The following is a 21,834-nucleotide window of genomic DNA, read 5'->3' as shown; positions in this document are numbered from 1 at the left end:
GCTGCTCGGTTCGGAACAATTTCCTCGAAACACTCCGTTCCGACAATGCGCCACAAGACCACTCAAGGAGTACGAAACACACATGCGCCGCACCACCGACTCCCTTCTCCAGCCGTCCGACGAGGTCGCCGAGGCTCTCGACTCGGGCGCACCGGTCGTCGCGCTGGAGTCCACGATCATCTCGCACGGCCTGCCCCGGCCCCGCAACCTCGAGGTCGCGCGCGAGCTGGAGGAGATCGTACGGCGCGAGGGCGCGGTCCCCGCCACGATCGCGGTGCTGGACGGAGTGGCCAGGATCGGCCTGGACGAGGCCTCGCTGGAGCGCGTCGCGATGGAGCCGGGGCTGCGCAAGCTGAGCCAGCGCGACCTCCCGCTCGCCGCCGCGCTGAAGGTGAGCGGCGCGACCACGGTGGCGGCGACGTCGTTCCTGGCGGCCCGGGCGGGCATCCGCCTGTTCGCCACCGGCGGCCTGGGCGGCGTGCACCGCGGCTGGACGGACGACCAGGACGAGTCCGCCGACCTGGACACCCTGTCCAGGACCCGCGTCACCGTGGTGTGCGCGGGCGTCAAGTCCATCCTGGACGTGCCCGCCACGCTGCAGCGCCTGGAGACGCGCGGCGTGACCGTGGCCGGCTATCGGACCGACGAGTTCCCCGGCTTCTACCTGCGTTCCTCCGGCCGTCCCGTGGAGTGGCGGATCGAGACGCCCGAGGAGGCGGCCGCGGTCATGCGCGGCCAGGACGCGTTCGGCGGCCAGGAGACGGCGCTGATCGTGGCCAACCCGATCCCGGAGGACCAGCAGCTCGACCCGGCGCTGCACGACCGCGTGCTCGCCGAGGCCCTGGCCACCGCCGAGCGCGAGGGCGTCACCGGCCAGGCGATCACCCCGTTCCTGCTGGGCTACCTGGTGCGCGGCACCGGCGGGGCCTCCCTGGAGGCCAACCTGGCCGCGGTCCGCGGCAACGTCGCGCTCGCGGCCCGTGTCGCGCTGGCCTGGTCACGATCGTGAACGGCCAGGGCCTGCTGGTCATCGGCGACGTGGTCACCGACGTGGTGGCCATGCACGGCGCCCCGGTCATGTCGGGCCCCGACATCCCTTCTGACATCGCCGCCGACATCGCGCTGCGCCCCGGCGGCTCCGGCGCGAACACCGCCGCGTGGGCGGCCTTCCTGGGCGCCGACGCGAGCCTGCTGGCCCGCTGCGGATACGACAGCAGCGAGTGGCACATCACCGAGCTGACCAAGTCCGGGGTGCGCCCGCACATCCGGATCGACGCCGCCAACCCGACCGCCGTGGTCATCTCGATGGTCGACAGCACCGGCGAGCGCTCCATGCTGACGAACCGGGGGGCCGGCGAGCTGATCTCCCCCCTCGACTGGGACGACGCGCTCCTCGACGGCGTGACGCACCTGCACGTCTCCGGTTACACCCTGTTCAGCGAGCCCGGCCTGGCCCTGAGCAGGCTGGCCATGGCGAAGGCGACCGGCGCGGGGGCCTCGATCAGCGTCGACCCGGCCTCGACGGGCCCGCTCGCCGGGTTCGGCGTGACGCGGTTCCTCGGCGAGACGGCGCTCGCCGGATTGATCTTTCCCAATCGTGACGAAGCTCTCCTTCTCAGCGGCGCCGCCACGCCCGAGCGGGCGGCCGAGACGCTCAGCGAGCATTACGGGACAGCGGTCGTGAAGCTGGGGCCCCAGGGCGGTCTCGTGGCGGTAGGCGGGCAGGTCGTGGCGAAGGCGGACGCGGTGCCCGCGGAGGCCGTGGACTCCACGGGAGCCGGTGACGCGTTCGCCGCCGGCTACCTCGCCGCCGCCCTGTCGGGGGCGGGCGAGAGGGAGGCTCTGGAGTCAGGTTGCCGTGCGGGTGCCGAGTGTGTGGCCCTCGTAGGGGGTCGTCCACGGTACGGTTTGGACATGAAGCGTCTTTACCCTATTCACACCGATTGATAGCTTGCCGCGTAGGCTGCACCATCAGTCACATGCGTATCGCGGCACACTGGGGAGGATAAGGTCCCGCCGATGGACGTCGAGTCATCGATCTGCCTGAGCGACCTGGTCCCTGCCCTGCGCTGGAGTCGGCCGCAACAGGTCGCGGAGGCGCTGTCCGATCCGCGCCTGCCGTCCGCGTGGTGGTCGTCGATGCCGCTGCAGAGGGCCTTCGCCGCGACCGGTCTCGACTGGGTGTGCGAGCGGCTCGCGCTCCTCGCCTCCTCGCGCTGGGATCATCTGCCGCTGGGCGACGTGCTGCCGGCCATGGCGCTGCATCCGATCGATCCGACGCTGCCGGGCTATCCCGAGCCCGCCCGGACGGCGATCGTGGGCCTGGGCGGCTGGCACCGCCTGCGCCGCCTGACGCCGGCCGACCTGAAGGCGCCGGGGTCCACCCCCGAGACGGTGATGGGTACGGTCTTCCGCGAGGTGCTCGGCAGGCTGGCGGCCCGGCCGGAAGCCGTGGCCGGGCATCCCGAGGTCACCAGGCCGGTCCAGCGCGGCGCGTCCGGCACCGGTTCCTTCCCCGCCGGGGGCGAGCGACCGGCGGCCGCGTTCGAGGGCACCGGCGCCTTCGCCGGCCCGAACGGCGGCCCCGCCAAGGGCGAGCCGCTGCCGCAGCGCGCCGACGAGCGCCGCAACACCGGAGCCTTCCCCGCCCCCGCCGACGAGCGCCGGAACACCGGCTCCTTCCCCAGGGTGGGCGACGACGCGCGGCCGGGCGGCGAACCCCGGCGTCCGGCGGCCTCCTTTCCGGCCGAGGAACAGCGGTCCCCCGGGTCCTTCCCCGGCGACAGCCGGCGCGCTCCCGGCTCGTTCCCCGGCGACCCCCAGCGGTCGCAGAGCTCGTCCCCGGACGAGGGCCGGCGCTCCACCGGATCCTTCCCCGCCGTCGGCCGCGACCAGCGCTCCACGGGCTCCTTTCCCGCCGTCGGCCGGGACCAGCGGTCCACCGGTTCCTTCCCCGCCGTGGGCGGGGGCCAGAGCCCGCTGCCGCAGCGCCCCGCCGCGGCCGACTCCTCCGGCCCGCACACCGGCTCCCTGCCGAGCCTCCCCGGCGGGTCCGCCTCGTACGGCTCCCAGCCCGCCCCTGTGCCGTCCGACACCGACCACGCGATGGTCAGAGTGGTCGACAGCCTGTTCCGCGGCCTGAACAAGCTGGAGCTGGCCGTGGCCGAGCACCGCCTGTTCGCCGAGGACCCGGTCAGCCTGCGCACGCTCGCGCACAAGATGCTCGTCGAGCGCGAGATCCTCTCCCAGGCGCAGCGCACCGCCGAGGAGCGGGTGCTCACCTGGCTGCGCTCGTCGGAGTCGGCCCCGATCACCGGGCACATGTTCCGGCTCACCGAGTGGCTGGGCGCCGCCGCGACCGAGGATCAGCTGATCGGCGCGGACCCCGCCCATCCCGCGACCGTGCCGTCCCTGCGCACCCCGCTGTGGCGGGTGCTGGTCACGCTGATGCCGGACCGCCGCCTCCAGGACGGCTGGCTGGTCGTCGGCGACATCCAGGGACTGCAGGCCCGTACCCGCAGGCTGCTGGCCTCGGCCCAGCCGGACGCGGACATGGTGGAGCTGATGGCGGAGCTGGGCATCCGCGCCCACTCGGCCAAGGCGTGGCTGGACGCGCTGCCGCCCGAGCAGGTCCACGACCCGGTCGCCGCGTCCGATGGCCCGCCGCAGCCGCTGCCGCGCCGCACCCCCGGCGCCAACGGGCACCACCACAGGGGCGGCCAGCCGATCCCCGCCGCCGCGGCCAACTCCATCGACCCGTCGGCCGCGCTCGCGACGCTGTCGGCCCTCTCCAACGGCCGCTCGCCGATGCTCCAGGGCCACCTGGCCGGCACCCCGGCCACTCCCCCGCCGCCGCCTCCGAGCCCGTCGTCGGATCCGCGCCGCTGGCAGCGCATCGAGGTCAAGCCCGAGCACCTGCGCGGCGGCCCCGTGCCGGTGCCGCAGAACTACGCGGCCCAGCTCGGCATGCGCCCCGGCACGCTGCTGTCGGTCACCGGCCCGGGCGACAACGCGATCGTGCTGGTGTGGCAGGGTCAGCAGCCGGTGTTCGACTCTCTCCAGCCGGTGCTGATGCGGCTCAACGCCCGCCCCGGCGACCAGGTGTACGTGACGGTCGACGGCTACCGCCTGGAGGCCCAGCTCACGGGCTGAGGCCGCTCACTCGCCGAACAGGCGCAGCGCGTGGGCCTTGGCTGCGGCCTCGCCCCGGGAGGCGACGCCGAGCTTGGCGAGGATGTTGGACACGTGCACGCTGACCGTCTTGACGGCGATGAACAGCTCGGCGGCGATCTCGCGGTTGCTCCGGCCCCTGGCGACGTGGCGCAGCACCTCCAGCTCGCGGGCGGTCAGGCCGAGCGGCGGCCCGCCGGGCGCGGACTGGTCCGCCAGGGCGATCCCGGCCCGCCTGGCCAGCGCGTCGACCCGCGCCAGCAGCGGCCGCGCGCCGAGCCGCCGCGCCAGCTCGTCCGCCGTGGCCAGCGGCGCCGCCGCGTGCTCGCGGTCGCCGCACGCCAGCGCGGCGTGCGCGGCCCCCTCGCAGACCCTGGCTCGCGCGTACGGGTTGCGCAGCGCCTCCCAGGCCGCCACGGCCGCGTCCCAGGAGATGAGCCGGGCCTCGGGGTCGTCCTCCGTCACGGTCATGGCGGTGACGGTGAGCCGCTGGGCCTGCTGCAGATCGCCGTCGGCGGGCAGCCGCTCGGCGAGGGCGCGGACCTCGGCCACCACCGGGCCGCCCAGCTCGGCCAGCGACGCCAGCAGCCCCCACGAGTAGCGCGGCTCGGCCCTCAGGTCGTGGGAGCGCAGCAGGCGCAGGCCCGCCTCCCGCGCCTCGTCGACCCGGCCGCGGGCCAGCAGGAGCTCCGCCTCGCGGCGGCCGTGGGGCAGCACGGTCTGCTCGCGGAACGAGCCGCGCACCACGATGCGCTCGATGGCCGCCAGCAGCTCCGCGGCCTGGTCGAGCCGGCCGCGGGCCAGCGCGATGTCGGTGGCGAAGCCGCGCAGCCCGGTCTGGTGGGGCGGGGGCGGCACCAGCTCCAGGGCGTGCTCGATCACCTCCAGCGCCTCGTCCCAGCGGCCGAGCGACATCAGCGGCTCGGCCAGGTTGATCGACAGGAACGTGCCGGACGTGCGGGCCAGCCCGTAGCGCTCGGCCAGCGCGATGCCGTCGCGGGCGACCTGGGCCGCCTCCTCGTGGCGTCCGGCGCCCTCCAGGCTGTCGGACTCGGAGATGGCCACGCGCATGAGCGCGTTGTAGGCGTCGGCGCGGACCGCCAGCCGGCGCGCCTCGGCGTAGCCGCCGCGGTGCTCGTCGATCTCGGCGAAGCGCAGGCATCTGGTCCAGGTGAGGCTGATCAGGGCCTGTGCCTGGACGGTGTCGTCGCCGGCCCGGCGGCCGATCTCGATGGCCTGCTCGGCGGTGGCGATCCGCTCGGCGCGCCGGTCGGGCCGGTGGAGCATGCGGGCCAGCGACTCCAGCACCTGGCCGCGCAGCCTGCTCGGCGGCTCGGGGGGGACCAGGGCGGCCGCCTCGTACAGGTCGTCGATGTGGCCGGGGCGGCTCAGGTCGTAGCGGATGAGGCCGCGCAGCCGCAGCACGCGGGCGGCCGCCACCGGGTCGGCGGCGCGGTCGATCTCACCGAGCGCGGCCGAGGCGAGCGCGGCGGCGCGGTCGTACTCGCCCGCGAGGTGGGCCACGACGGCCGTCTGGCGCAGCACGTCGGCGTGGCCGCGGCCGGTGCGCTCCGCCGCGTCGGGCACGTGGTCCCACAGCTCCAGCACCCGCGAGAGCATGCGCAGCTGCTCGTCGTAGGCGGTGGAGCGACGGGCCGCGGCGGCGGCGTGCCAGGCGCTGGTGAGCGCCCAGGTGGTGTCGCGGGCGGCGTGCCAGTGGTGGGCCAGCTCGATAGCGCCGCGCGGCGCGGGCAGGACCGACAGGTCGCGCTCCAGCGCCTCGGCGAAGCGGGTGTGGAGCCGGGTGTGCTCGCCGGGCAGCAGGTCGTCGTGGAGCGCCTCGCGGATCAGCGCGTGGCGGAAGGCGTAGCCCTCGCCGTCGACGGCGAGCACGTTGCCCGCCACGGCGGGGCGCAGCCGGGCGGCCAGCGCCGTCTCGTCGAACCCGGTGACGGCGGCCAGCAGGTCGTGCTCGATGCGCTGGCCGCCGGCGCTGGCCATGCGCAGCAGCTCCTGCGTCTCGTCGGGCAGCCGCTCCACGCTCGCCAGCAGCAGGTCGCGCAGTGACTCCGGGAGCAGGCCACCGGAGCCGTCCTCGCTCAGCAGCGCCTCCACGAACAGCGGGTTGCCCTCGCTGCGCGAGTAGACCCGCTCGATGTCGGCGGGCGACGGCTCGCGGGCGAGGATGCCCGCCGCCTGGGCGGCGACCTCGCGGCGGCTGAGCCGGCTCAGCTCCACCCGGGACACCCACGCCACCCTGGATAGCTCGGCGAGGAGCGGGCGCAGCGGGTGGGCGCGGTGGAGCTCGTCGGAACGGTAGGTGACGACGATCATCAGGCGGCCGGTGCCGCGCTGGTAGCGCACCAGGAAGGAGAGCAGGTCGCGGGTGGAGCGGTCGGCCCAGTGGGCGTCCTCCACGACCAGGATGACCGGCCGGTCCTCGGCCAGCCGCTCCAGCAGGCCGAGCAGCTGCTCGAACAGGCGCGCCCTGGCCTCGGCGCCGTCGCGGTCGGGCTCGCCGAACTCGGGCAGCAGCCGCGCCAGTCCTCGGGTCGTGCCGCCGGGCACCAGCTCCGCGACCCGGTCGCGGCCGAGCGTGCGCACCAGGGAGCGCAGCACGGCGGTGAACGGGGCGAACGGCAGGCCCTCGGTGCCGAGCTCCAGGCAGCCGCCGACGAGCACCAGCGCGTCGCCGGCCCGGTCGGTGAACTCCCCCATGAGCCGGGTCTTGCCCACCCCGGCCTCGCCGCCGACCAGCACGGTGGCCGCGGCGCCGCCGCGCGTCTCACCCAGCACGCCCAGGAGCAGGTCGAGCTCGCCGGCACGGCCGACGAACAGGGGGCTCACCTGGTGGATGGTCACGCACCAAGCATGCCATCCCCCTACGACAAGGTCAGCGCAGCACCTTACGGTAGAAAGTGGCAGAAGCCTCGTAACCGAGCGCGTGGTAGAACTCCGGCGCGCGCCGGGTCGCCATCGCCACGTAGCGGGCGCCGCGGTCGCGCGCCCACTTCTCGAACTCCACGAGCAGGCCGCGCCCGATGCCCTGCCGGCGCGACCCCGACTGCACCATCGCCTCCTCCACCCAGGCGACGGGCCCGTTGGCGAAGAGCGTCAGATGGACGTAGCCGAGCAGATAGCCGTGGACGCGCCCGTCGACGACGGCGGCGAGCAGCAGGGTGTCTTCGTCCTTCAGCAGGAGCGGCAGCGCGGCGTCGAAGGCCTCGCGCTCGGGCCGGAAGGTGAGACCGAACTCGCGCGCCAGCGCGAACACGTCGTCCGCGTCGGACTTCTCCACCCTCCGGATAAGAAGATCGTCAGCCGTCATGACGTATGACACTAGATCGCGCCCCGTTCCCGAGTCCAACACTCATGAGTCGCGGATCGCCCGGACCCGGCCTGCCGAGGGTGGCGACAGGGTGCGCGGCACAAAAACGACATTCATACCATACACGAAGAAGTGCCGCGACACCTTCGACGGAACGCGGGCGGGCCGGGGTGGCAAGGATTTACCACTCCGGTACACATAGCCCCTCCGAGGTAGAACATAAGAAAAGCTAGACTCTTTCATATTCTCTCTGCCTCGCCTAAGCTTTCATGAGAAAGGGCCTCCTGTCTGCACAATGCGACGTCGGCCGACAGGAGGCCCCTCCTCCCTCGCTACGGGAGGGATGGGTTGAAACAGACACACAACCGTACGGCTCGGAGGATCACCCCGAGACAGTTGCACTCGATGGATACGGCTGTACGGACTCATACCCTGACGCTGACGGCGGTTTCACAAGAACGACATTAGTCGCGCCTGGCGACCGTCTTCGTCAAACCCAGCGTAGAAGAAAAGCCCCAGCCACCACAAGTGGCGACTTTCGGGGTCAGTTAGAAAAAGGTACAACTCGGGTACATAAAATCACACTACGGGCATTGTTCCTACTTACCCGTAAATTCGCATATGTCGCCACTCTGACGACATTCGAGCGATATGTCCCCTATGACAAGCAGCAGAGTGACGGGTCGAACCCGCCGGCGCGACGAGAACGCCCCGGCCACCCGCCGATTGCGGGCGACCGGGGCGCGCTCAACTCCTTCTACCGTCGGAGAACAGATAGCTCCCGACGATGATCATGCCTATCTGGAAGGTCCAGAGCCTGATATCCGCGAGCTCCGGCTTGACCTGGGCCCATGCCTTCTCGTCCAGGAAAGCCCCGGCGAGCACAGTGACCATGATCAAACCGGACAGAATGATCATATAGATTTTCAGGAACCACCATCGCAGGTGATCCTGTGACGGATCCAGCATTTCATCCTCATGGTTAAGGGGAAACGAGGCAGTCCGTCATCACCGCGCCGGAGATGGACCAGTGTGCTCCTTGTGGGCTCACCCCAGAGTCCGCCCTCCGCCGATCGAGTGCGATGCGCCGAATCCTAGCGCCCTGCGGCGAAGGACATCCGCCAATTCACAGATCACCCAATCCGAGCTGGCGGGCGATGAGCATGCGCTGCACCTCGGACGTTCCTTCGCCGATCTCCAGGATCTTCGCGTCGCGGTAGAAACGGCCCACCGGAAACTCGTTCATGAATCCGTACCCGCCGAAGATCTGCGTCGCGTCGCGGGAGTTGTCCATGGCCGCGTTGGACGAGACGAGCTTGGCGATCGCCGCTTCCTTCTTGAACGGGACGCCCGCGAGCATCTTCTCGGCCGCGTGGTAATAGGCCAGGCGGGCGGTGTGGGCGCGGGCCTCCATGTCGGCGATCTTGAACTGGATGGCCTGGTAATGGCCGATCGGGTGGCCGAAGGCGCGGCGCTCGCGCACGTACTTCAGGCACTCGTCCACGCAGCCCTGCGACAGGCCGACGCTGAGTGCGGCGATCGCGATGCGGCCCTCGTCCAGCGTCTGCAGGAACTGGGCGTAGCCACGGCCGCGCTCGCCGAGCAGGTTGGCGGCGGGCACCCGGCAGTCGGAGAACGACAGCTCGCGCGTGTCCGAGGCGTTCCAGCCGACCTTGGAGTACTTCTTCGACACGGTGAAGCCCGGCGTGCCCGCGGGGACGAGGATGGTCGAGATCTCCCGCTCGCCGGTCAGCGCGGCGACGCCGACGACGCCGGTGATGTCGGTGCCGGAGTTGGTGATGAACGCCTTCGTCCCGTTGATCACCCACTCGTCGCCGTCGAGCACGGCGGTGGTGCGCATGCCGCCGGGCACGTCCGAGCCGCCGCCCGGCTCGGTCAGGCCGAACGCGCCCAGCATCTCCCCCGCGGCCAGCTTCGGCAGCCAGTGGTCGCGCTGCTCCCCGGTGCCGAACCGGAGGATGGGCATCGCGCCGAGCGACACCGCCGCCTCCAGGGTGATCGACACGCTGGAGTCGACCCTGGCCAGCTCCTCCAGCGCCAGGCAGAGGGCGAAGTAGTCGCCGCCCATGCCGCCGTACTGCTCGGGGATGGGCAGGCCGAACAGGCCCATCGCGCCCATCTGGCGGACGATGTCGTACGGGAACTCCTCGCGCTCGTAGTAGCCGCCGATGACGGGGGCGACCACCTCGCGGGCGAAGGCCTCGACGGTCTTGCGCAGCTCTTCGTGTTCGGGTGTCAGCATGGGTCAGCCTTTCGCGAGGGCCTGGACGACGCGGGAGGGGCTGGGCCGGCCCAGCCGGGCGGCCAGCCAGGTGCTGGTGGCCACGAGCTTGTCCAGGTCGAGGCCGGTCTCGATGCCGAGCCCGCGCAGCATCCAGACGAGGTCCTCGGTGGCCAGGTTGCCGGTGGCGGACTCGGCGTACGGGCAGCCGCCGATGCCTCCGGTGGAGGCGTCCACGGTGGTGACGCCCGCCCTGAGCGCGGCCAGGGTGTTGCCGAGCGCCTGCCCGTAGGTGTCGTGGAAGTGGACGGCGAGCTTGTCCGGCGAGGTGAACGCCTCGATGAGCGCGGTGACGTGGCCGGGCGTGCCGACGCCGATCGTGTCGCCCAGCGACAGCTCGTAGCAGCCCAGCCCGAGCAGCCGCTCCCCGACCGCGACCACCTGGGAGACGGGCGTGGGGCCCTCCCAGGGGTCGCCGAAGCACATCGACGCGTACGCGCGCACCCGAACGCCGTTCTCCAGCGCCCGGGCGACCACCGGCTCGAACATCTCGAACTGGCTCTCCAGGCTCCGGTTGAGGTTCTTGGCGGCGAACGTCTCGGTGGCGCTGGCGAAGACGGCGATCTCGTCGACGCCCCGCTCCAGCGCCCGGTCCAGGCCGCGCTCGTTCGGCACGAGCACCGGGTAGCGGACGCCGGGCCTGCGGTGCAGCCGGTCGAGCAGCTGCTCCGCGTCCGCGAGCTGGGGCACCCACTTCGGATGCACGAAGCTGGTCGCCTCGATCACCTTGTGCCCGGCGTCGGCGAGCCGGTCGATGAACTCGGCCTTGACCTCGACGGGCACGATCGCCGCCTCGTTCTGCAGGCCGTCGCGGGGGCCGACCTCGTAGACGGTGACCTGCTGCGGCAGGCCCTCCATCGGGTACGCGCGCGCCATCATCCCTCCTCTACCACGGCCAGCACGGCGTCCATGTCGACGGGCCGGCCGGCCTGCGCCGGCAGCTCGGCGACGCGGCCGTCCCGTGGGGCGGTGACGGTGTGCTCCATCTTCATCGCCTCCACGATCACCAGCGGCTGGCCTTCCTTGACCTGGTCGCCGACCTGGGCCTTGACCACCAGGACGGTGCCGGGCATCGGGCTCCTGACCACGCCGTCACCGCTCCCCGCGGCGCCTGCGCGGTCGCCCGGGTCGCCGATCAGGTGGCGGGTGACGGGCCAGGCGTGCCCGTCCCGGCCGAGCCAGACCGTCTCACCGTCCCGGGCGCACACGTAGCGCGTCGTACGACCGTCCACAGTGACGACGACCCCACCCCCGTACGGCCCCGGCGATCCGGGACCGTCCGCGTACGTGCGGAGGACGGCCGGAACGGGCGGGCCGTCCGCCACCCTGACCTCGGCGCCCTCCCGGGGCAGGCCGCGCACGTGGACGGCGTGCACGCCGTCACGCGTCTCCAGCCGCCACGTCGTCCACGCCCGCTCCCCGACCCGCCAGCCGTCCATGACCTCCCACGGGTCACGCCCCACCGGCTGATCGTGAAACACGAGCGCGGCGGCCGCCAGCGCGTCCAAGGGCACCCCGCGCCCCATACGAGCCACGGCGACCCCAGCCACGTCCGCGCGAGCCACATCTGTACGGCCCTGGTCCGCGCGGGCCGCATCTGTACGGTCCCCGTCCTCGCGGGCCTGATCCGCACCACCCGCGTTCGTGCGAGCCGCATCCGCACGACCCCCGTCCTCGCGGGTCTGGTCCGTGCGGGCCGCTTCTGCGCGGGTTGGGTCGGTAGTGAGGAGGTCTGGGAGGGCTCGTTCGACCAGGCCGGTGTCCAGGTCACCGGCGCGGACGGTTTCGTGGGCGAGCAGGGCTCGCAGGAACGGCACGTTGGTGGTGACCCCGAGCACCACGGTCTCGCTCAGGGCGCGGTCGAGGGCACGGAGCGCTCCCGCCCGGTCCGGGGCCCAGGCGATGACCTTGGACAGCATCGGGTCGAACTCGCTGCCGACCACTCCGCCCTCCAGCAGCCCGGAGTCGACCCGTACTCCCGGACCGGAGGGCTCGCGCAGGGCGAGGACGCGGCCGCCGGTGGGCAGGAAGCCGCGCGCCGGGTCCTCGGCGTAGACGCGCGCCTCGACCGCGTGGCCGTCGAGCCGCACCTCGTCCTGGGTGAACGGGAGAGGCTCGCCGGCCGCCACCCGGAGCTGCAGCTCCACCAGGTCGAGGCCGGTGACCAGCTCGGTGACGGGGTGCTCGACCTGGAGACGGGTGTTCATCTCCATGAAGTGGTAGGCGCCCGTGGCGCCGTCGACGATGAACTCGACGGTGCCCGCGCCGACGTAGCCGACCGCGCGGGCGGCCTCCACGGCGGCGGCGCCCATGCGGGCCCTGGTCTCCGCGTCGACGAAGGGCGACGGGGCCTCCTCGACGATCTTCTGGTGCCTGCGCTGCAGGCTGCACTCGCGCTCGCCCAGGTGGACGACGGTGCCGTGGCCGTCGGCGAGAACCTGGATCTCGATGTGCCGGGGCCGCTCCACATAGCGCTCGATCAGGAGGGTGCCGTCGCCGAAGGCGGCCGTGGCCGTGCGCCGGGCGGACTCCAGGGCGTCCGGCAGCTCCGCCGCCGACCTGACCAGCACCATGCCCTTGCCGCCGCCGCCCGCCGACGGCTTGATCAGGGCGGGGAAGCCGGACCAGGTCGAGAGCTCGTCGCCGGGTTCGGCCGCGCCCGGCACCACGGGCACTCCGGCGTCCGACACGGTGCGCTTGGCGCGGATCTTGTCGCCCATCGCCTCGATGGCGTCCGCCGGCGGCCCGACGAACACCAGCCCGGCCTCCGCGCAGCGGCGGGCGAAGGCGGCGTTCTCGGCCAGGAAGCCGTAGCCGGGGTGGACGGCCGCCGCGCCGGAGCGCCGGGCCACCTCCACGATCGCCTCGATATCCAGATATTTCGGGATCTGGTGGGCCTCGTCAGCCTCGATCACGTGGCGCGCGCCCGCGTCGGCGGCCGTGTGCACGGCGACCGCGCCGATGCCGAGCGCGCGCAGGGTGCGGACGACCCGGACGGCGATCTCGCCCCGGTTGGCGACCAGCACCCGGCCGAACAGGGAATCAGTCATGATCACATCCGGAAGACGCCGTAGCCGGCGGGTTCGAGCGGGGCATTGGCCGCCGCGGACAGGGCCAGGCCGAGCACGGTGCGGGTGTCGACGGGGTCGATCACGCCGTCGTCCCACAGCCTGGCGGTGGAGTAGTACGGGTTGCCCTGGTGTTCGTACTGGGCCCGGATCGCCTCGGGGTCGGCCCCGCCCGCAGAGGAGCCCACCGTGGTGAGCACGTTCGCCGCCTGCTCACCGCCCATGACCGAGATGCGGGCGTTCGGCCACATCCACAGGAAGCGCGGCGCGTACGCCCGCCCGGCCATCGCGTAGTTGCCCGCTCCGAACGAGCCGCCGATGACCACCGTGAACTTGGGCACCCGGGCGCACGACACGGCCGTGACCATCTTGGCGCCGTGCTTGGCGATGCCGCCCGCCTCGTACGCCTTGCCGACCATGAACCCGCTGATGTTCTGCAGGAACAGCAGCGGGATCCGCCGCTGGTCGCACAGCTCGATGAAGTGCGCGCCCTTGAGCGCGGACTCGGCGAACAGGATGCCGTTGTTGGCCAGGATGCCCACCGGGTGGCCGTGGACATGGGCGAACCCGGTGACCAGCGTGGGCCCGTACTCGGCCTTGAACTCCAGGAACCGGGACCCGTCAACCAGCCGCGCGATCACCTCGCGCACCTCGTACGGCCGGCGCGTGTCGGCGGGGACGATCCCGTAGAGGTCGCGCGGATCGTGGGCGGGCGGCTCCGGCGCGGCCACCGGCCACGGGCGCGGGGCGCGCGGCGCGAGCGTGGAGACGATGTCGCGGACGATCGCCAGCGCGTGCGCGTCGTCCTCGGCGAGGTGGTCGGTGACGCCGCTGACGCGCGCGTGCAGGTCGCCGCCGCCGAGCTCCTCGGCCGTGACCTCCTCGCCGGTGGCCGCCTTCACCAGAGGCGGGCCGCCCAGGAAGATCGTGCCCTGGTTCCGTACGATGACGGCCTCGTCGCTCATGGCGGGCACGTACGCGCCGCCCGCGGTGCAGGAGCCGAGCACGGCGGCGATCTGCGGGATGCCCCGCGCGGACATCGTGGCCTGGTTGTAGAAGATGCGGCCGAAGTGCTCGCGGTCCGGGAACACCTCGTCCTGTTTCGGCAGGAACGCGCCGCCGGAGTCGACGAGGTAGACGCACGGCAGGTGGTTGTGCAGCGCCACCTCCTGCGCGCGCAGGTGCTTCTTGACGGTCATGGGGTAGTAGGTGCCGCCCTTGACGGTGGCGTCGTTGGCCACGACCACGCACTCGCGGCCGGAGACCCGGCCGACGCCGGTGATGATGCCGGCGGCGGGCGCCTGGTCGTCGTAGAGGCCGTTCGCGGCCAGCGGCGACAGCTCCAGGAACCGCGAGCCCGGGTCGAGCAGGCCGTCGACGCGCTCGCGGGGCAGCAGCTTGCCGCGCTCGACGTGGCGGCTGCGCGACCGTTCGGGCCCGCCGAGCGCGGCGGTGGCGAGGCGGTCGCGGAGCTCTGCGGCGAGCCGCTCGTTGAGCTCGGCGTTGCTCCTGTACGCCTCGCTCCCGGGGTCGGCGGCCGACTTGAGTATCGGCCAGTCGCTCATCTCTGCCCTCTCGTCATGGTCGTGATGTTAGTGGCCATTAACTCAACCGTCTAGCATGATGTGACTGTGACGACTGCCCCGACACCTACCCGCAATCGCGGCAACAGGCGTGCCGAGATCCTCGACGCCGCCGCGAGGCTGTTCGCGGCGCGCGGTTTCCACGGCGTGCCGATCGAGGACATCGGCGGCGCGGTGGGCGTCTCGGGGCCGGCGCTCTACCGCCACTTCAGCGGCAAGGAGGCGCTGCTGGCGGAGCTGCTGCTCGACATCAGCTCGCGGCTGCGCGAGTCGGCGGTCGCGGTCGTCACGGCCTCCGCCGGCCCGGCCGAGATCCTGGACGCGCTGCTCGACGCGCACATCACGTTCGCGCTCGAGCAGCCGGCGCTGATCACCGTGCACGACCGCGAGCTGGGCAACGTGCCGGAGCCGGAGCGGCGCCAGATCCGGCGGCTGCAGCGGCTCTACGTCGAGGAGTGGGTGGGGGTGCTGGCCGAGCTCCACCCGTCGTGCCCGGCGTCCCGGCTGCGGGCCGCCACGCACGCCGTCTTCGGCCTGCTGAACTCGACCCCGCACAGCGCGGGCGAGCTCCCGCCCGGGGCGATGCGCCCGCTGCTGCACGCCATGGCCGGGGCTGCGCTCCGGGCAGCTGTTAACGAGCGCTAACACAGACGAGAGTCGCCAGAAAGGGCATTGCCGCCTCAACTATCTAGATATATCGTCAGAACATCTCGATAGTTGGGAGATGTAATGATTGATCCACATGGACGACACGGATTCCCGCACCCGCCGATGCCGCCGCCCCCGCCGGGCACCCCCGGCATGGAGGCGGGGCCGCGGGTGCGGCGCGGCGACGTCCGGGCGGCGCTGCTCCTGCTGCTCGGCGAGGAGCCCAAGAACGGCTACCAGATGATCCAGGACATCGAGGCGCGCAGCCGCGGCGTGTGGCGGCCCAGCCCCGGCTCGGTCTACCCCGCGCTCCAGCAGCTGGAGGACGAGTGCCTGGTCACCGGCGGCGAGGCCGGCGGCAGCCGCACCTACCGCCTGACGGAGGAGGGCCGCGACGAGGCGGGACGCCTGAGCGCCGCCCCCGCGCCGTGGGACGAGGTGGCGAGCACCGTGCCGGAGGACCGGCACGAGCTGCGCCTGCTGTGGGGGCAGCTCGGCGAGGCGTTCGTCCACCTGACCAGGACGGCCAACGACCGCCAGGTCGCCGAGGCCAAGAAGCTGCTCAGGCAGACGCGCAAGTCCGTGTTCCAGATTCTGGCGGAGGATTGATGAGCGAGGACGCGGCCGTCGTCGTACGAGGGCTGACCAAGACGTACGGGAAGGTCGAGGCCGTCAAGGGCGTCGACTTCGAGGTGTCGCCGGGCGAGGTCTTCGGATTCCTCGGCCCCAACGGCGCCGGCAAGACCACCACGATCAGCATGCTCTGCACGCTCGCGAACCCGACGGGCGGCACCGCCTCCGTCGCCGGCCACGACGTGGTGAGGGAGCGCGACGAGGTGCGCAGGAACATCGGCCTGGTCTTCCAGGACCCCACCCTCGACGGCTACCTGACCGCCGAGCAGAACCTGCGCTTCCACGCCGAGCTGTACGGGGTGCACAAGAGCGTGGTCGACGAGCGGATCAAGCGCGTCATGGAGATGGTGGCGCTCTGGGACCGCAAGGACGCCAAGGTGATGACGTTCTCCGGCGGCATGAAGCGGCGGCTGGAGATCGCCCGCGGCCTGCTCCACTCGCCGCGGGTGCTGTTCCTGGACGAGCCGACGGTCGGGCTCGACCCGCAGACCCGGTCGGCCATCTGGGGCTACATCAACGAGCTGCGGGTCAGCGAGGACATCACGATCTTCATGACCACCCACTACATGGACGAGGCCGAGTACTGCGACCGGATCGCGATCATCGACCACGGCGAGATCGTGGTGATCGACTCTCCCGAGCGGCTCAAGGCCAGCGTCGGCAAGGACCGGGTGCAGATCCACACCCGTGACGACGAGGCCGCGATCAAGGCGCTGCGTGAGCGGTTCGGGCTGGAGGCGGCGGTGCACGAGGGGGCGGTGACGTTCGCCGTGGCCTCGGGCGAGGAGTTCGTGCCGCGGCTGTTCGCCGAGCTCGGCATGCCGATCACGTCGGTGAGCGTGTCACGGCCGTCGCTGGACGACGTGTTCATGAACTACACCGGCTCCACGATCCGCGACGCCGAGTCCGGAGACGACCAGATGGCCTTCATGCGCGCGATGGCGAGGCGGTGAACGATGACGACACAGGCGATCCGCGTGCGGGTGCCGGCCCGCAGCGCCGCGCACGACCTGCGGGCCATCAAGGTGGTCCTGCACCGTGAGATGCTGCGCTTCCTCAACGACCGCACCCGCATGCTCTCGATGCTGCTGCAGCCGGTGCTGTGGCTGTTCGTCATGGGCACCGGCCTGGGGTCGCTGGTCCAGGCGTCGATCCCGGGCGTGGACTTCCGCACCTTCATGTATCCCGGCATGATCTCCATGACGGTGATCATGACGGGCATGTTCTCGGCGGGGTCCATCGTGTGGGACCGCGAGTTCGGGTTCCTGCGCGAGATGCTGGTCGCGCCGGTGTCGCGCACGGCCATCGTGGTGGGCAAGTGTCTCGGCGGCGCGATCGTGGCCACCGGCCAGGGCATCGTCATCCTGGCCATGGCGGGGATGGTGGGGGTGCCGTACTCGCCCACGCTGATGCTCACGCTGCTGGCGGAGATGTTCCTGGCGGCCTTCACGATCACCGCCTTCGGCGTGATGCTGGCGGCGCGGATGAAGAACATGCAGTCGTTCTTCGGGCTGATGCAGATGGCGATCATGCCGATGATGTTCCTGTCGGGCGCCATGTTCCCGCTGGCCAACCTGCCGTCGTGGCTGCACGCCCTGACGGTGGTCAACCCCATGACGTACGCGGTCGACCCGATGCGCCAGGCCGTCTTCTCCCACCTGGACGTGCCGCCGGAGGTGAACGCGACCCTGAACCCGGGGGTGCAGTGGTTCGGCTGGCAGGTGCCCGTGCCGGTGGAGCTCGGGCTGGTGGCGGCGCTGGGGCTGGGGCTGCTGGCGGTGGGCATCGCCCAGTTCAAGCGGGCCGATTAGCCGGGGCGGCCCTCTCGGGTTCGAACACAAGCACCCTTCACGGAGAGTATTCTTTCCGATGCAAGGAGCGACGTCACCCCCTCGAGAGGATCACTCCATGTTGGATCTGCAGGCGAAATTCGATGACCTGGAAATCAGGGTCTCGGCTCTCGAACGGTCTACAGTGAGCGGTGTGCCCAACCTGAGCATCGAACAGCGCTTCTCCGCCCTGCACGACCGTGTCGACGACGTCGGGCGCAACGTTCTCAACAAGATCGACAAGCTGGACAAGCGCATGGACAAGTTCGACCAGCGCATGGACGGGTTCGAACGACGTATGGACGGGTTCGAGCGGCGTCTCGACGACCTCCAGCAAGACGTCAACCTGCTCAAGCAGGACGTGAGCCAGCTCAAGCAGGACGTCGGCGAGCTCAAGCTGGGCATGGTCGACATCATGTCCATGCTCGCGAGCCTGGGGGCGACCGCGCCGGAGCGACGGGTCAACTGAGGACATGGTGAGGCCCGGGGCGCTGATGCGGCGCCCCGGGCCTCGTCGATGTCAGCGACGCACGCGGACGTAGTCGGAGCGGCTGGTGTCGCCGTTCGTCCTGTCGTCGCCCTCGTAGACGAAACGCCAGCGGCCGGAGGTCCAGGCGCGGACCTCGGTGAACAGTCTGCCGCTGTCGCTGGACCAGGCGGACTTCACGAGCCTGTACTCGTCGGACCGGTTGGACTTGAAGTACAGGTCCACCTTGCCCTTGTAGCCCTTCCAGGTGCCGTCGTCGTCGACCTGGAGCTGGGCCCAGATCTTCAGATCACGGCCGCGCTTGACCGGCTCGGGGTAGGCGTTGAAGCCGAGGACCCGGGTGTCGGCCTTCTCGACCGGCTCGGTGACCCGCACGAAGTCGGGGCCGCTGACCGAGCCGTCGACCCGGCGGTCGCCCGCGTACACCGCGCGCCACCAGCCGCTCTGCTCGGCGGTGGTGGAGGCGTGGAAGCGGCCGTGCCGGCTGGTGCGGTCGCCGGTGACGTCCGTCCACTGGCGGGAGGTCACGGCCCTGAACTGGATGGTCACGCGCTCACCGCGCAGCGCCCGCCGGTCGTCGGCCTGCAGGGTGCCCTTGAAGCGCAGCTTGTCGCCCTTGACGACGGGCTCCGAGTAGGCGTCGAAGCCGACGATCCTGGTGTCGATGGTCCGGGAGCGGACGCGGACGCCGTCGCTGTCGCTGACCGACGCCTTGGCCTCGGCGTTGCCGGCGAACTCGGCCCGCCACTCGCCGCTGCGCCACGGCTTCACGCTCGCGGAGAACCAGCCGTTGCGGCTGGTCTTGTCCGTGGTGACCTTGCGGAAGTCGTCGGAGCCGCGGGAGCGGAAGCTGATCGCGACCTCCTGGCCGCCGTAGCCCTGGTCGCCGGCCCTGAGCTGGCCGGAGAGCCGGACCCGGTCGCCCTTCGTGACCCTGTCGGGGTTGGCGTCGAACCTGACGATCTTGGTCTCGAGCGCCTTCTTGACGTCGAACGTGCCCTTCAGCTGGCCCGTCTCGTCACCCTTGACGGCGGTGGCGGTGTAGTTCCACGTGCCCACCGTGCCGACGGAGTGCTCGACCTGGAAGGTGTCCGTCCCGACTTTCTTGGCCTCGATGATCGGCTGGGTGCTGACACCCGGCGGAGTGAAGACCATGGTGGCCTTTTCGGCGTCCTTCGCCTGGATCGTGAAGGTCACCTTGGCGGTGCTTTCGAAGAGCACGACCGGGGATGCCGGGTTGAGCGTCACCTTGGTGACGGCCGGCGCTGCTGCTGTGCTGACCTGCGCTGACGCGGGTGGCGTAAGGACCAGCGCACCGGCCCCCACCGCCATCGCGACGGCGATCGTACGGATGCGTTGTAACGACATTCGGGTTCCTTTCCTGGATACCCAGTTGGTTTCAACGCGGCTTTGAGGGCGCCACGTGTCAAACCAGTAGACGTGGTGGCGAATGGCGAAGTTCACCATTCTGACAAGCTGTTATAGATCTATGTCAAAAGGACCGGTCCAACACATGTCGCCCGTGACTGGCAGACGAACACGGTGCTCAGCGGCCATAATCGGCATGTGGCGCGCGACATGGTTGAGACTCATTTCGTCCAGGCAGTGGAGACCCTCCAGACGGGCCCGGCCCGCGGTCCCGGCGATCCGGTGCGGGAGGGCGCCACGCTCACCGGAGAGCAGTGCCGGACGCTCTACCAGCGCCAGCTCGACAGCCGGCTGCTCGACATCGCCGCCCGCTGGCTGCGCGAGCAGGACGAGGGCTTCTACACGATCGGCTCGGCCGGTCACGAGGGCAACGCGGCCGTGGCCGCCGCGCTGCGCCCGGACGACCCCGCGCTGCTCCACTACCGGTCCGGCGCGTTCTACCTGACCAGGTCCGAGCAGGCCGGGCGGCTGCCCGAACAGGGCATCAGGGACGTCCTGATGGGCCTGACGGCGGCCGCCGAGGAGCCGATCGCGGGCGGCAGGCACAAGGTGTTCGGCCATCCCGAGCTGGCCGTCATCCCCCAGACGTCCACGATCGCCAGCCACCTGCCGAGGGCGGTGGGCGTGGCGTTCGCCATCGAGCGGGCCCGCGCGCTCGACACGGCGGGCCTGTGGCCCGACGACGCGATCGCCGTGTGCAGTTTCGGCGACGCCTCGGTCAACCACGCCACGGCCCTGTCGGGCTTCAACACCGCCGCCTACGCCACCTACCAGGGGCAGCGGGTGCCGATCCTGTTCGTGTGCGAGGACAACGGCATCGGCATCAGCGTCAGGACCCCCAGAGGCTGGGTGGAGGCGTCCGCCAGGCGGCCCGGCATCGAGTACTTCGCGGCCGACGGCTGTGACCTGGCTTCCGCGTACGACACGGCGGTGCGGGCGGTGGAGCACGTGCGCTCCCACCGCACCCCCGCGTTCCTGCACCTGTCGACGGTGCGGCTGATGGGGCACGCCGGCTCCGACGTCGAGTCCGCGTACCGCACCCAGCGCGAGCTCCGCGCCGACCTGGCGCGCGACCCGCTGCTGCGCACCGCGCGGCTGCTCGTCGAGGCGGGCCTGACCACGCCGGAGGAACTGCTCAGACGGTACGAGCTCGCCCGCGAGCACGTGCTGCGCATCGCGCTGGAGACCACCCGGCTGCCCCGGCTCCGCTCGGCGAAGGAGGTCATGGAGCCGATCGCGCCGCACGACGCCGACCTGGTCGCCAAGATCAGCCCGGTGGCGGCGGAGAGCGCGGTGCGGGAGCGGACGTTCGCCGGGACGCTGCCGGAGTCGGAGAAGCCGCTGACGCTCTCCCAGTCGATCAACCGCACGCTCGCCGACGCGCTCGCGGTCTACCCGGAGATGATGGTCTTCGGCGAGGACGTCGCCAAGAAGGGCGGCGTCTACGGGGTGACCCGCGGGCTGCAGAAGAGGTTCGGCCCCGCCCGGGTGTTCGACACCCATCTGGACGAGCAGGCCATCCTCGGGCTGGCCCTGGGCGCGGGGGTGTCCAGGCTGCTGCCGGTGCCGGAGATCCAGTATCTGGCCTACCTGCACAACGCGATCGACCAGATCAGGGGCGAGGCCGCCACGCTGTCGTTCTTCTCACAAGGTGCCTACCCGAACCCGATGGTGGTGCGGATCGCGGGCTACGCCTACCAGAAGGGGTTCGGCGGGCACTTCCACAACGACAACGCGATCGCGGCGCTGCGCGACATCCCCGGCCTGATCATCGCCTCGCCGTCCCGGCCCGACGACGCCTCCGCCATGCTCCGCACGTGCCTGGCGGCCGCACGCACGCAGGGGTCGGTGTGCGTGTTCCTGGAGCCGATCGCGCTCTACCACACCAGAGACCTGTTCGAGGAGGGCGACGGCGGCTGGCTGGCCCCGTACGCCCCGCCGTCGCGCTGGGCGGAGACGCACGTGCCGATCGGCGGCGCCCGCTCCTACGGCGACGGGCGCGACCTGACGATCGTGACGTTCGGCAACGGGGTGCGGATGAGCCTGCGGGCGGCGGTGCGGCTCACCCAGGAGGGCTTCAGCTGCCGGGTGCTGGACCTGCGCTGGCTGGCGCCGCTGCCGGTGGCCGACCTGCTGCGCGCGGCGGAGCTGACGGGCAAGGTCCTGATCGCGGACGAGACGCGCCACTCGGGCGGCGTGTCCGAGGGCGTCATGGCCGAGCTGCTCGACGCCGGCTACCAGGGTCAGGTGGCCCGGGTGACCTCGGCCGACAGCTTCGTCCCGCTGGGCGGGGCGGCCGACCACGTGCTGCTGTCGGAGGAGGAGATCGAGCAGGCAGCCCGCAAGCTGCTCTCCTGA

The 21,834-nt window shown here is 71.5% G+C and carries 17 protein-coding genes; 9 read left to right on the top strand and 8 right to left on the bottom strand.

What is annotated here, in order from left to right; genetic code table 11:
- Nucleotides 1-82 precede the first annotated feature (82 nt).
- From ABD999_RS02450 to ABD999_RS02440, 3 genes are all read left to right on the top strand, one after another.
- Entirely contained in the window at nucleotides 83-1,009 is a 927-nt protein-coding gene (locus tag ABD999_RS02450) for a pseudouridine-5'-phosphate glycosidase (RefSeq protein ID WP_271280260.1), read from the top strand.
- The gene (locus tag ABD999_RS02445) at nucleotides 1,006-1,947 is read left to right on the top strand and encodes a carbohydrate kinase family protein (RefSeq protein ID WP_271280259.1); all 942 of its coding nucleotides are present in this window, start codon (nucleotides 1,006-1,008) and stop codon (nucleotides 1,945-1,947) included. The genes ABD999_RS02450 and ABD999_RS02445 overlap by 4 nt, the downstream gene beginning before the upstream one ends.
- Nucleotides 1,948-2,019: 72 nt before the next feature.
- Nucleotides 2,020-4,152, top strand: coding sequence for a hypothetical protein (locus tag ABD999_RS02440; RefSeq protein ID WP_271280258.1), 2,133 nt, complete (start codon nucleotides 2,020-2,022; stop codon nucleotides 4,150-4,152).
- 6 nt (nucleotides 4,153-4,158) lie between these two features.
- On the opposite strand, the gene ABD999_RS02435 is transcribed toward ABD999_RS02440, so the two are convergent.
- The 7 genes from ABD999_RS02435 to ABD999_RS02405 form a co-directional block, all read right to left on the bottom strand.
- Nucleotides 4,159-7,032 carry a helix-turn-helix transcriptional regulator gene (locus ABD999_RS02435; protein WP_345482534.1) on the bottom strand — a complete coding sequence of 958 codons (2,874 nt, stop codon included), beginning with the start codon at nucleotides 7,030-7,032 and terminating at the stop codon, nucleotides 4,159-4,161.
- Between the two features lie 31 nt (nucleotides 7,033-7,063).
- Nucleotides 7,064-7,468 (bottom strand): GNAT family N-acetyltransferase, encoded by a 405-nt coding sequence (locus ABD999_RS02430; protein ID WP_261808438.1) that lies wholly within the window; start codon nucleotides 7,466-7,468, stop codon nucleotides 7,064-7,066.
- Between the two features lie 777 nt (nucleotides 7,469-8,245).
- On the bottom strand, nucleotides 8,246-8,467 hold the full coding sequence (locus tag ABD999_RS02425) for a hypothetical protein (RefSeq protein ID WP_148030560.1): 222 nt from the start codon (nucleotides 8,465-8,467) through the stop codon (nucleotides 8,246-8,248).
- A gap of 157 nt (nucleotides 8,468-8,624) precedes the next feature.
- The gene (locus ABD999_RS02420; RefSeq protein ID WP_271279053.1) at nucleotides 8,625-9,761 is read right to left on the bottom strand and encodes an acyl-CoA dehydrogenase family protein; all 1,137 of its coding nucleotides are present in this window, start codon (nucleotides 9,759-9,761) and stop codon (nucleotides 8,625-8,627) included.
- Nucleotides 9,762-9,764: 3 nt separating this feature from the next.
- Nucleotides 9,765-10,679: a hydroxymethylglutaryl-CoA lyase gene (locus ABD999_RS02415; protein WP_271279052.1), complete on the bottom strand. Its 915-nt coding sequence runs from the start codon at nucleotides 10,677-10,679 to the stop codon at nucleotides 9,765-9,767.
- Nucleotides 10,676-12,850, bottom strand: coding sequence for an acetyl/propionyl/methylcrotonyl-CoA carboxylase subunit alpha (locus tag ABD999_RS02410; protein ID WP_271279051.1), 2,175 nt, complete (start codon nucleotides 12,848-12,850; stop codon nucleotides 10,676-10,678). Before ABD999_RS02410 ends, ABD999_RS02415 begins: the two co-directional genes overlap by 4 nt.
- A gap of 2 nt (nucleotides 12,851-12,852) precedes the next feature.
- Entirely contained in the window at nucleotides 12,853-14,433 is a 1,581-nt protein-coding gene (locus ABD999_RS02405; protein ID WP_148030557.1) for a carboxyl transferase domain-containing protein, read from the bottom strand.
- 66 nt (nucleotides 14,434-14,499) lie between these two features.
- On the opposite strand from ABD999_RS02405, the gene ABD999_RS02400 reads away from it, so the two are divergent.
- The 5 genes from ABD999_RS02400 to ABD999_RS02380 all read left to right on the top strand — a co-directional run bounded on the left by ABD999_RS02400 (nucleotide 14,500) and on the right by ABD999_RS02380 (nucleotide 18,030).
- A complete protein-coding gene (locus tag ABD999_RS02400; protein ID WP_271279050.1) occupies nucleotides 14,500-15,096 on the top strand; it encodes an SACE_7040 family transcriptional regulator in 597 nt (198 codons plus the stop codon).
- Nucleotides 15,097-15,180: 84 nt separating this feature from the next.
- Nucleotides 15,181-15,708, top strand: coding sequence for a PadR family transcriptional regulator (locus tag ABD999_RS02395; protein WP_148030555.1), 528 nt, complete (start codon nucleotides 15,181-15,183; stop codon nucleotides 15,706-15,708).
- Nucleotides 15,708-16,685: an ATP-binding cassette domain-containing protein gene (locus tag ABD999_RS02390; protein ID WP_148030554.1), complete on the top strand. Its 978-nt coding sequence runs from the start codon at nucleotides 15,708-15,710 to the stop codon at nucleotides 16,683-16,685. Before ABD999_RS02395 ends, ABD999_RS02390 begins: the two co-directional genes overlap by 1 nt.
- A 3-nt stretch (nucleotides 16,686-16,688) precedes the next feature.
- A complete protein-coding gene (locus ABD999_RS02385; RefSeq protein ID WP_148030553.1) occupies nucleotides 16,689-17,543 on the top strand; it encodes an ABC transporter permease in 855 nt (284 codons plus the stop codon).
- Nucleotides 17,544-17,715: 172 nt separating this feature from the next.
- Entirely contained in the window at nucleotides 17,716-18,030 is a 315-nt protein-coding gene (locus ABD999_RS02380; protein WP_271279049.1) for a hypothetical protein, read from the top strand.
- Nucleotides 18,031-18,081: 51 nt separating this feature from the next.
- On the opposite strand, the gene ABD999_RS02375 is transcribed toward ABD999_RS02380, so the two are convergent.
- Nucleotides 18,082-19,416, bottom strand: coding sequence for a hypothetical protein (locus ABD999_RS02375; protein WP_271279048.1), 1,335 nt, complete (start codon nucleotides 19,414-19,416; stop codon nucleotides 18,082-18,084).
- A 210-nt stretch (nucleotides 19,417-19,626) separates the two neighbouring features.
- On the opposite strand from ABD999_RS02375, the gene ABD999_RS02370 reads away from it, so the two are divergent.
- A complete protein-coding gene (locus tag ABD999_RS02370) occupies nucleotides 19,627-21,834 on the top strand; it encodes a dehydrogenase E1 component subunit alpha/beta (RefSeq protein ID WP_271279047.1) in 2,208 nt (735 codons plus the stop codon).

The organism is Nonomuraea ferruginea, from assembly GCF_039540635.1.
Taxonomy (GTDB): Bacteria; Actinomycetota; Actinomycetes; order Streptosporangiales; family Streptosporangiaceae; genus Nonomuraea; species Nonomuraea ferruginea.
This window is presented reverse-complemented; position numbering and strand designations above follow the sequence as displayed.

What these genes read in the sequence shown, in the direction of transcription:
- ABD999_RS02450 (WP_271280260.1), top strand. Translation starts at nt 83, where the DNA reads ATGCGCCGCACCACCGACTCCCTTCTCCAGCCGTCCGACGAGGTCGCC.
- ABD999_RS02440 (WP_271280258.1), top strand. Translation starts at nt 2,020, where the DNA reads ATGGACGTCGAGTCATCGATCTGCCTGAGCGACCTGGTCCCTGCCCTG.
- ABD999_RS02425 (WP_148030560.1), bottom strand. Translation starts at nt 8,467, where the DNA reads ATGCTGGATCCGTCACAGGATCACCTGCGATGGTGGTTCCTGAAAATC.
- ABD999_RS02420 (WP_271279053.1), bottom strand. Translation starts at nt 9,761, where the DNA reads ATGCTGACACCCGAACACGAAGAGCTGCGCAAGACCGTCGAGGCCTTC.
- ABD999_RS02415 (WP_271279052.1), bottom strand. Translation starts at nt 10,679, where the DNA reads ATGATGGCGCGCGCGTACCCGATGGAGGGCCTGCCGCAGCAGGTCACC.
- ABD999_RS02410 (WP_271279051.1), bottom strand. Translation starts at nt 12,850, where the DNA reads ATGACTGATTCCCTGTTCGGCCGGGTGCTGGTCGCCAACCGGGGCGAG.
- ABD999_RS02405 (WP_148030557.1), bottom strand. Translation starts at nt 14,433, where the DNA reads ATGAGCGACTGGCCGATACTCAAGTCGGCCGCCGACCCCGGGAGCGAG.
- ABD999_RS02395 (WP_148030555.1), top strand. Translation starts at nt 15,181, where the DNA reads ATGATTGATCCACATGGACGACACGGATTCCCGCACCCGCCGATGCCG.
- ABD999_RS02390 (WP_148030554.1), top strand. Translation starts at nt 15,708, where the DNA reads ATGAGCGAGGACGCGGCCGTCGTCGTACGAGGGCTGACCAAGACGTAC.
- ABD999_RS02385 (WP_148030553.1), top strand. Translation starts at nt 16,689, where the DNA reads ATGACGACACAGGCGATCCGCGTGCGGGTGCCGGCCCGCAGCGCCGCG.
- ABD999_RS02375 (WP_271279048.1), bottom strand. Translation starts at nt 19,416, where the DNA reads ATGTCGTTACAACGCATCCGTACGATCGCCGTCGCGATGGCGGTGGGG.
- ABD999_RS02370 (WP_271279047.1), top strand. Translation starts at nt 19,627, where the DNA reads ATGGTTGAGACTCATTTCGTCCAGGCAGTGGAGACCCTCCAGACGGGC.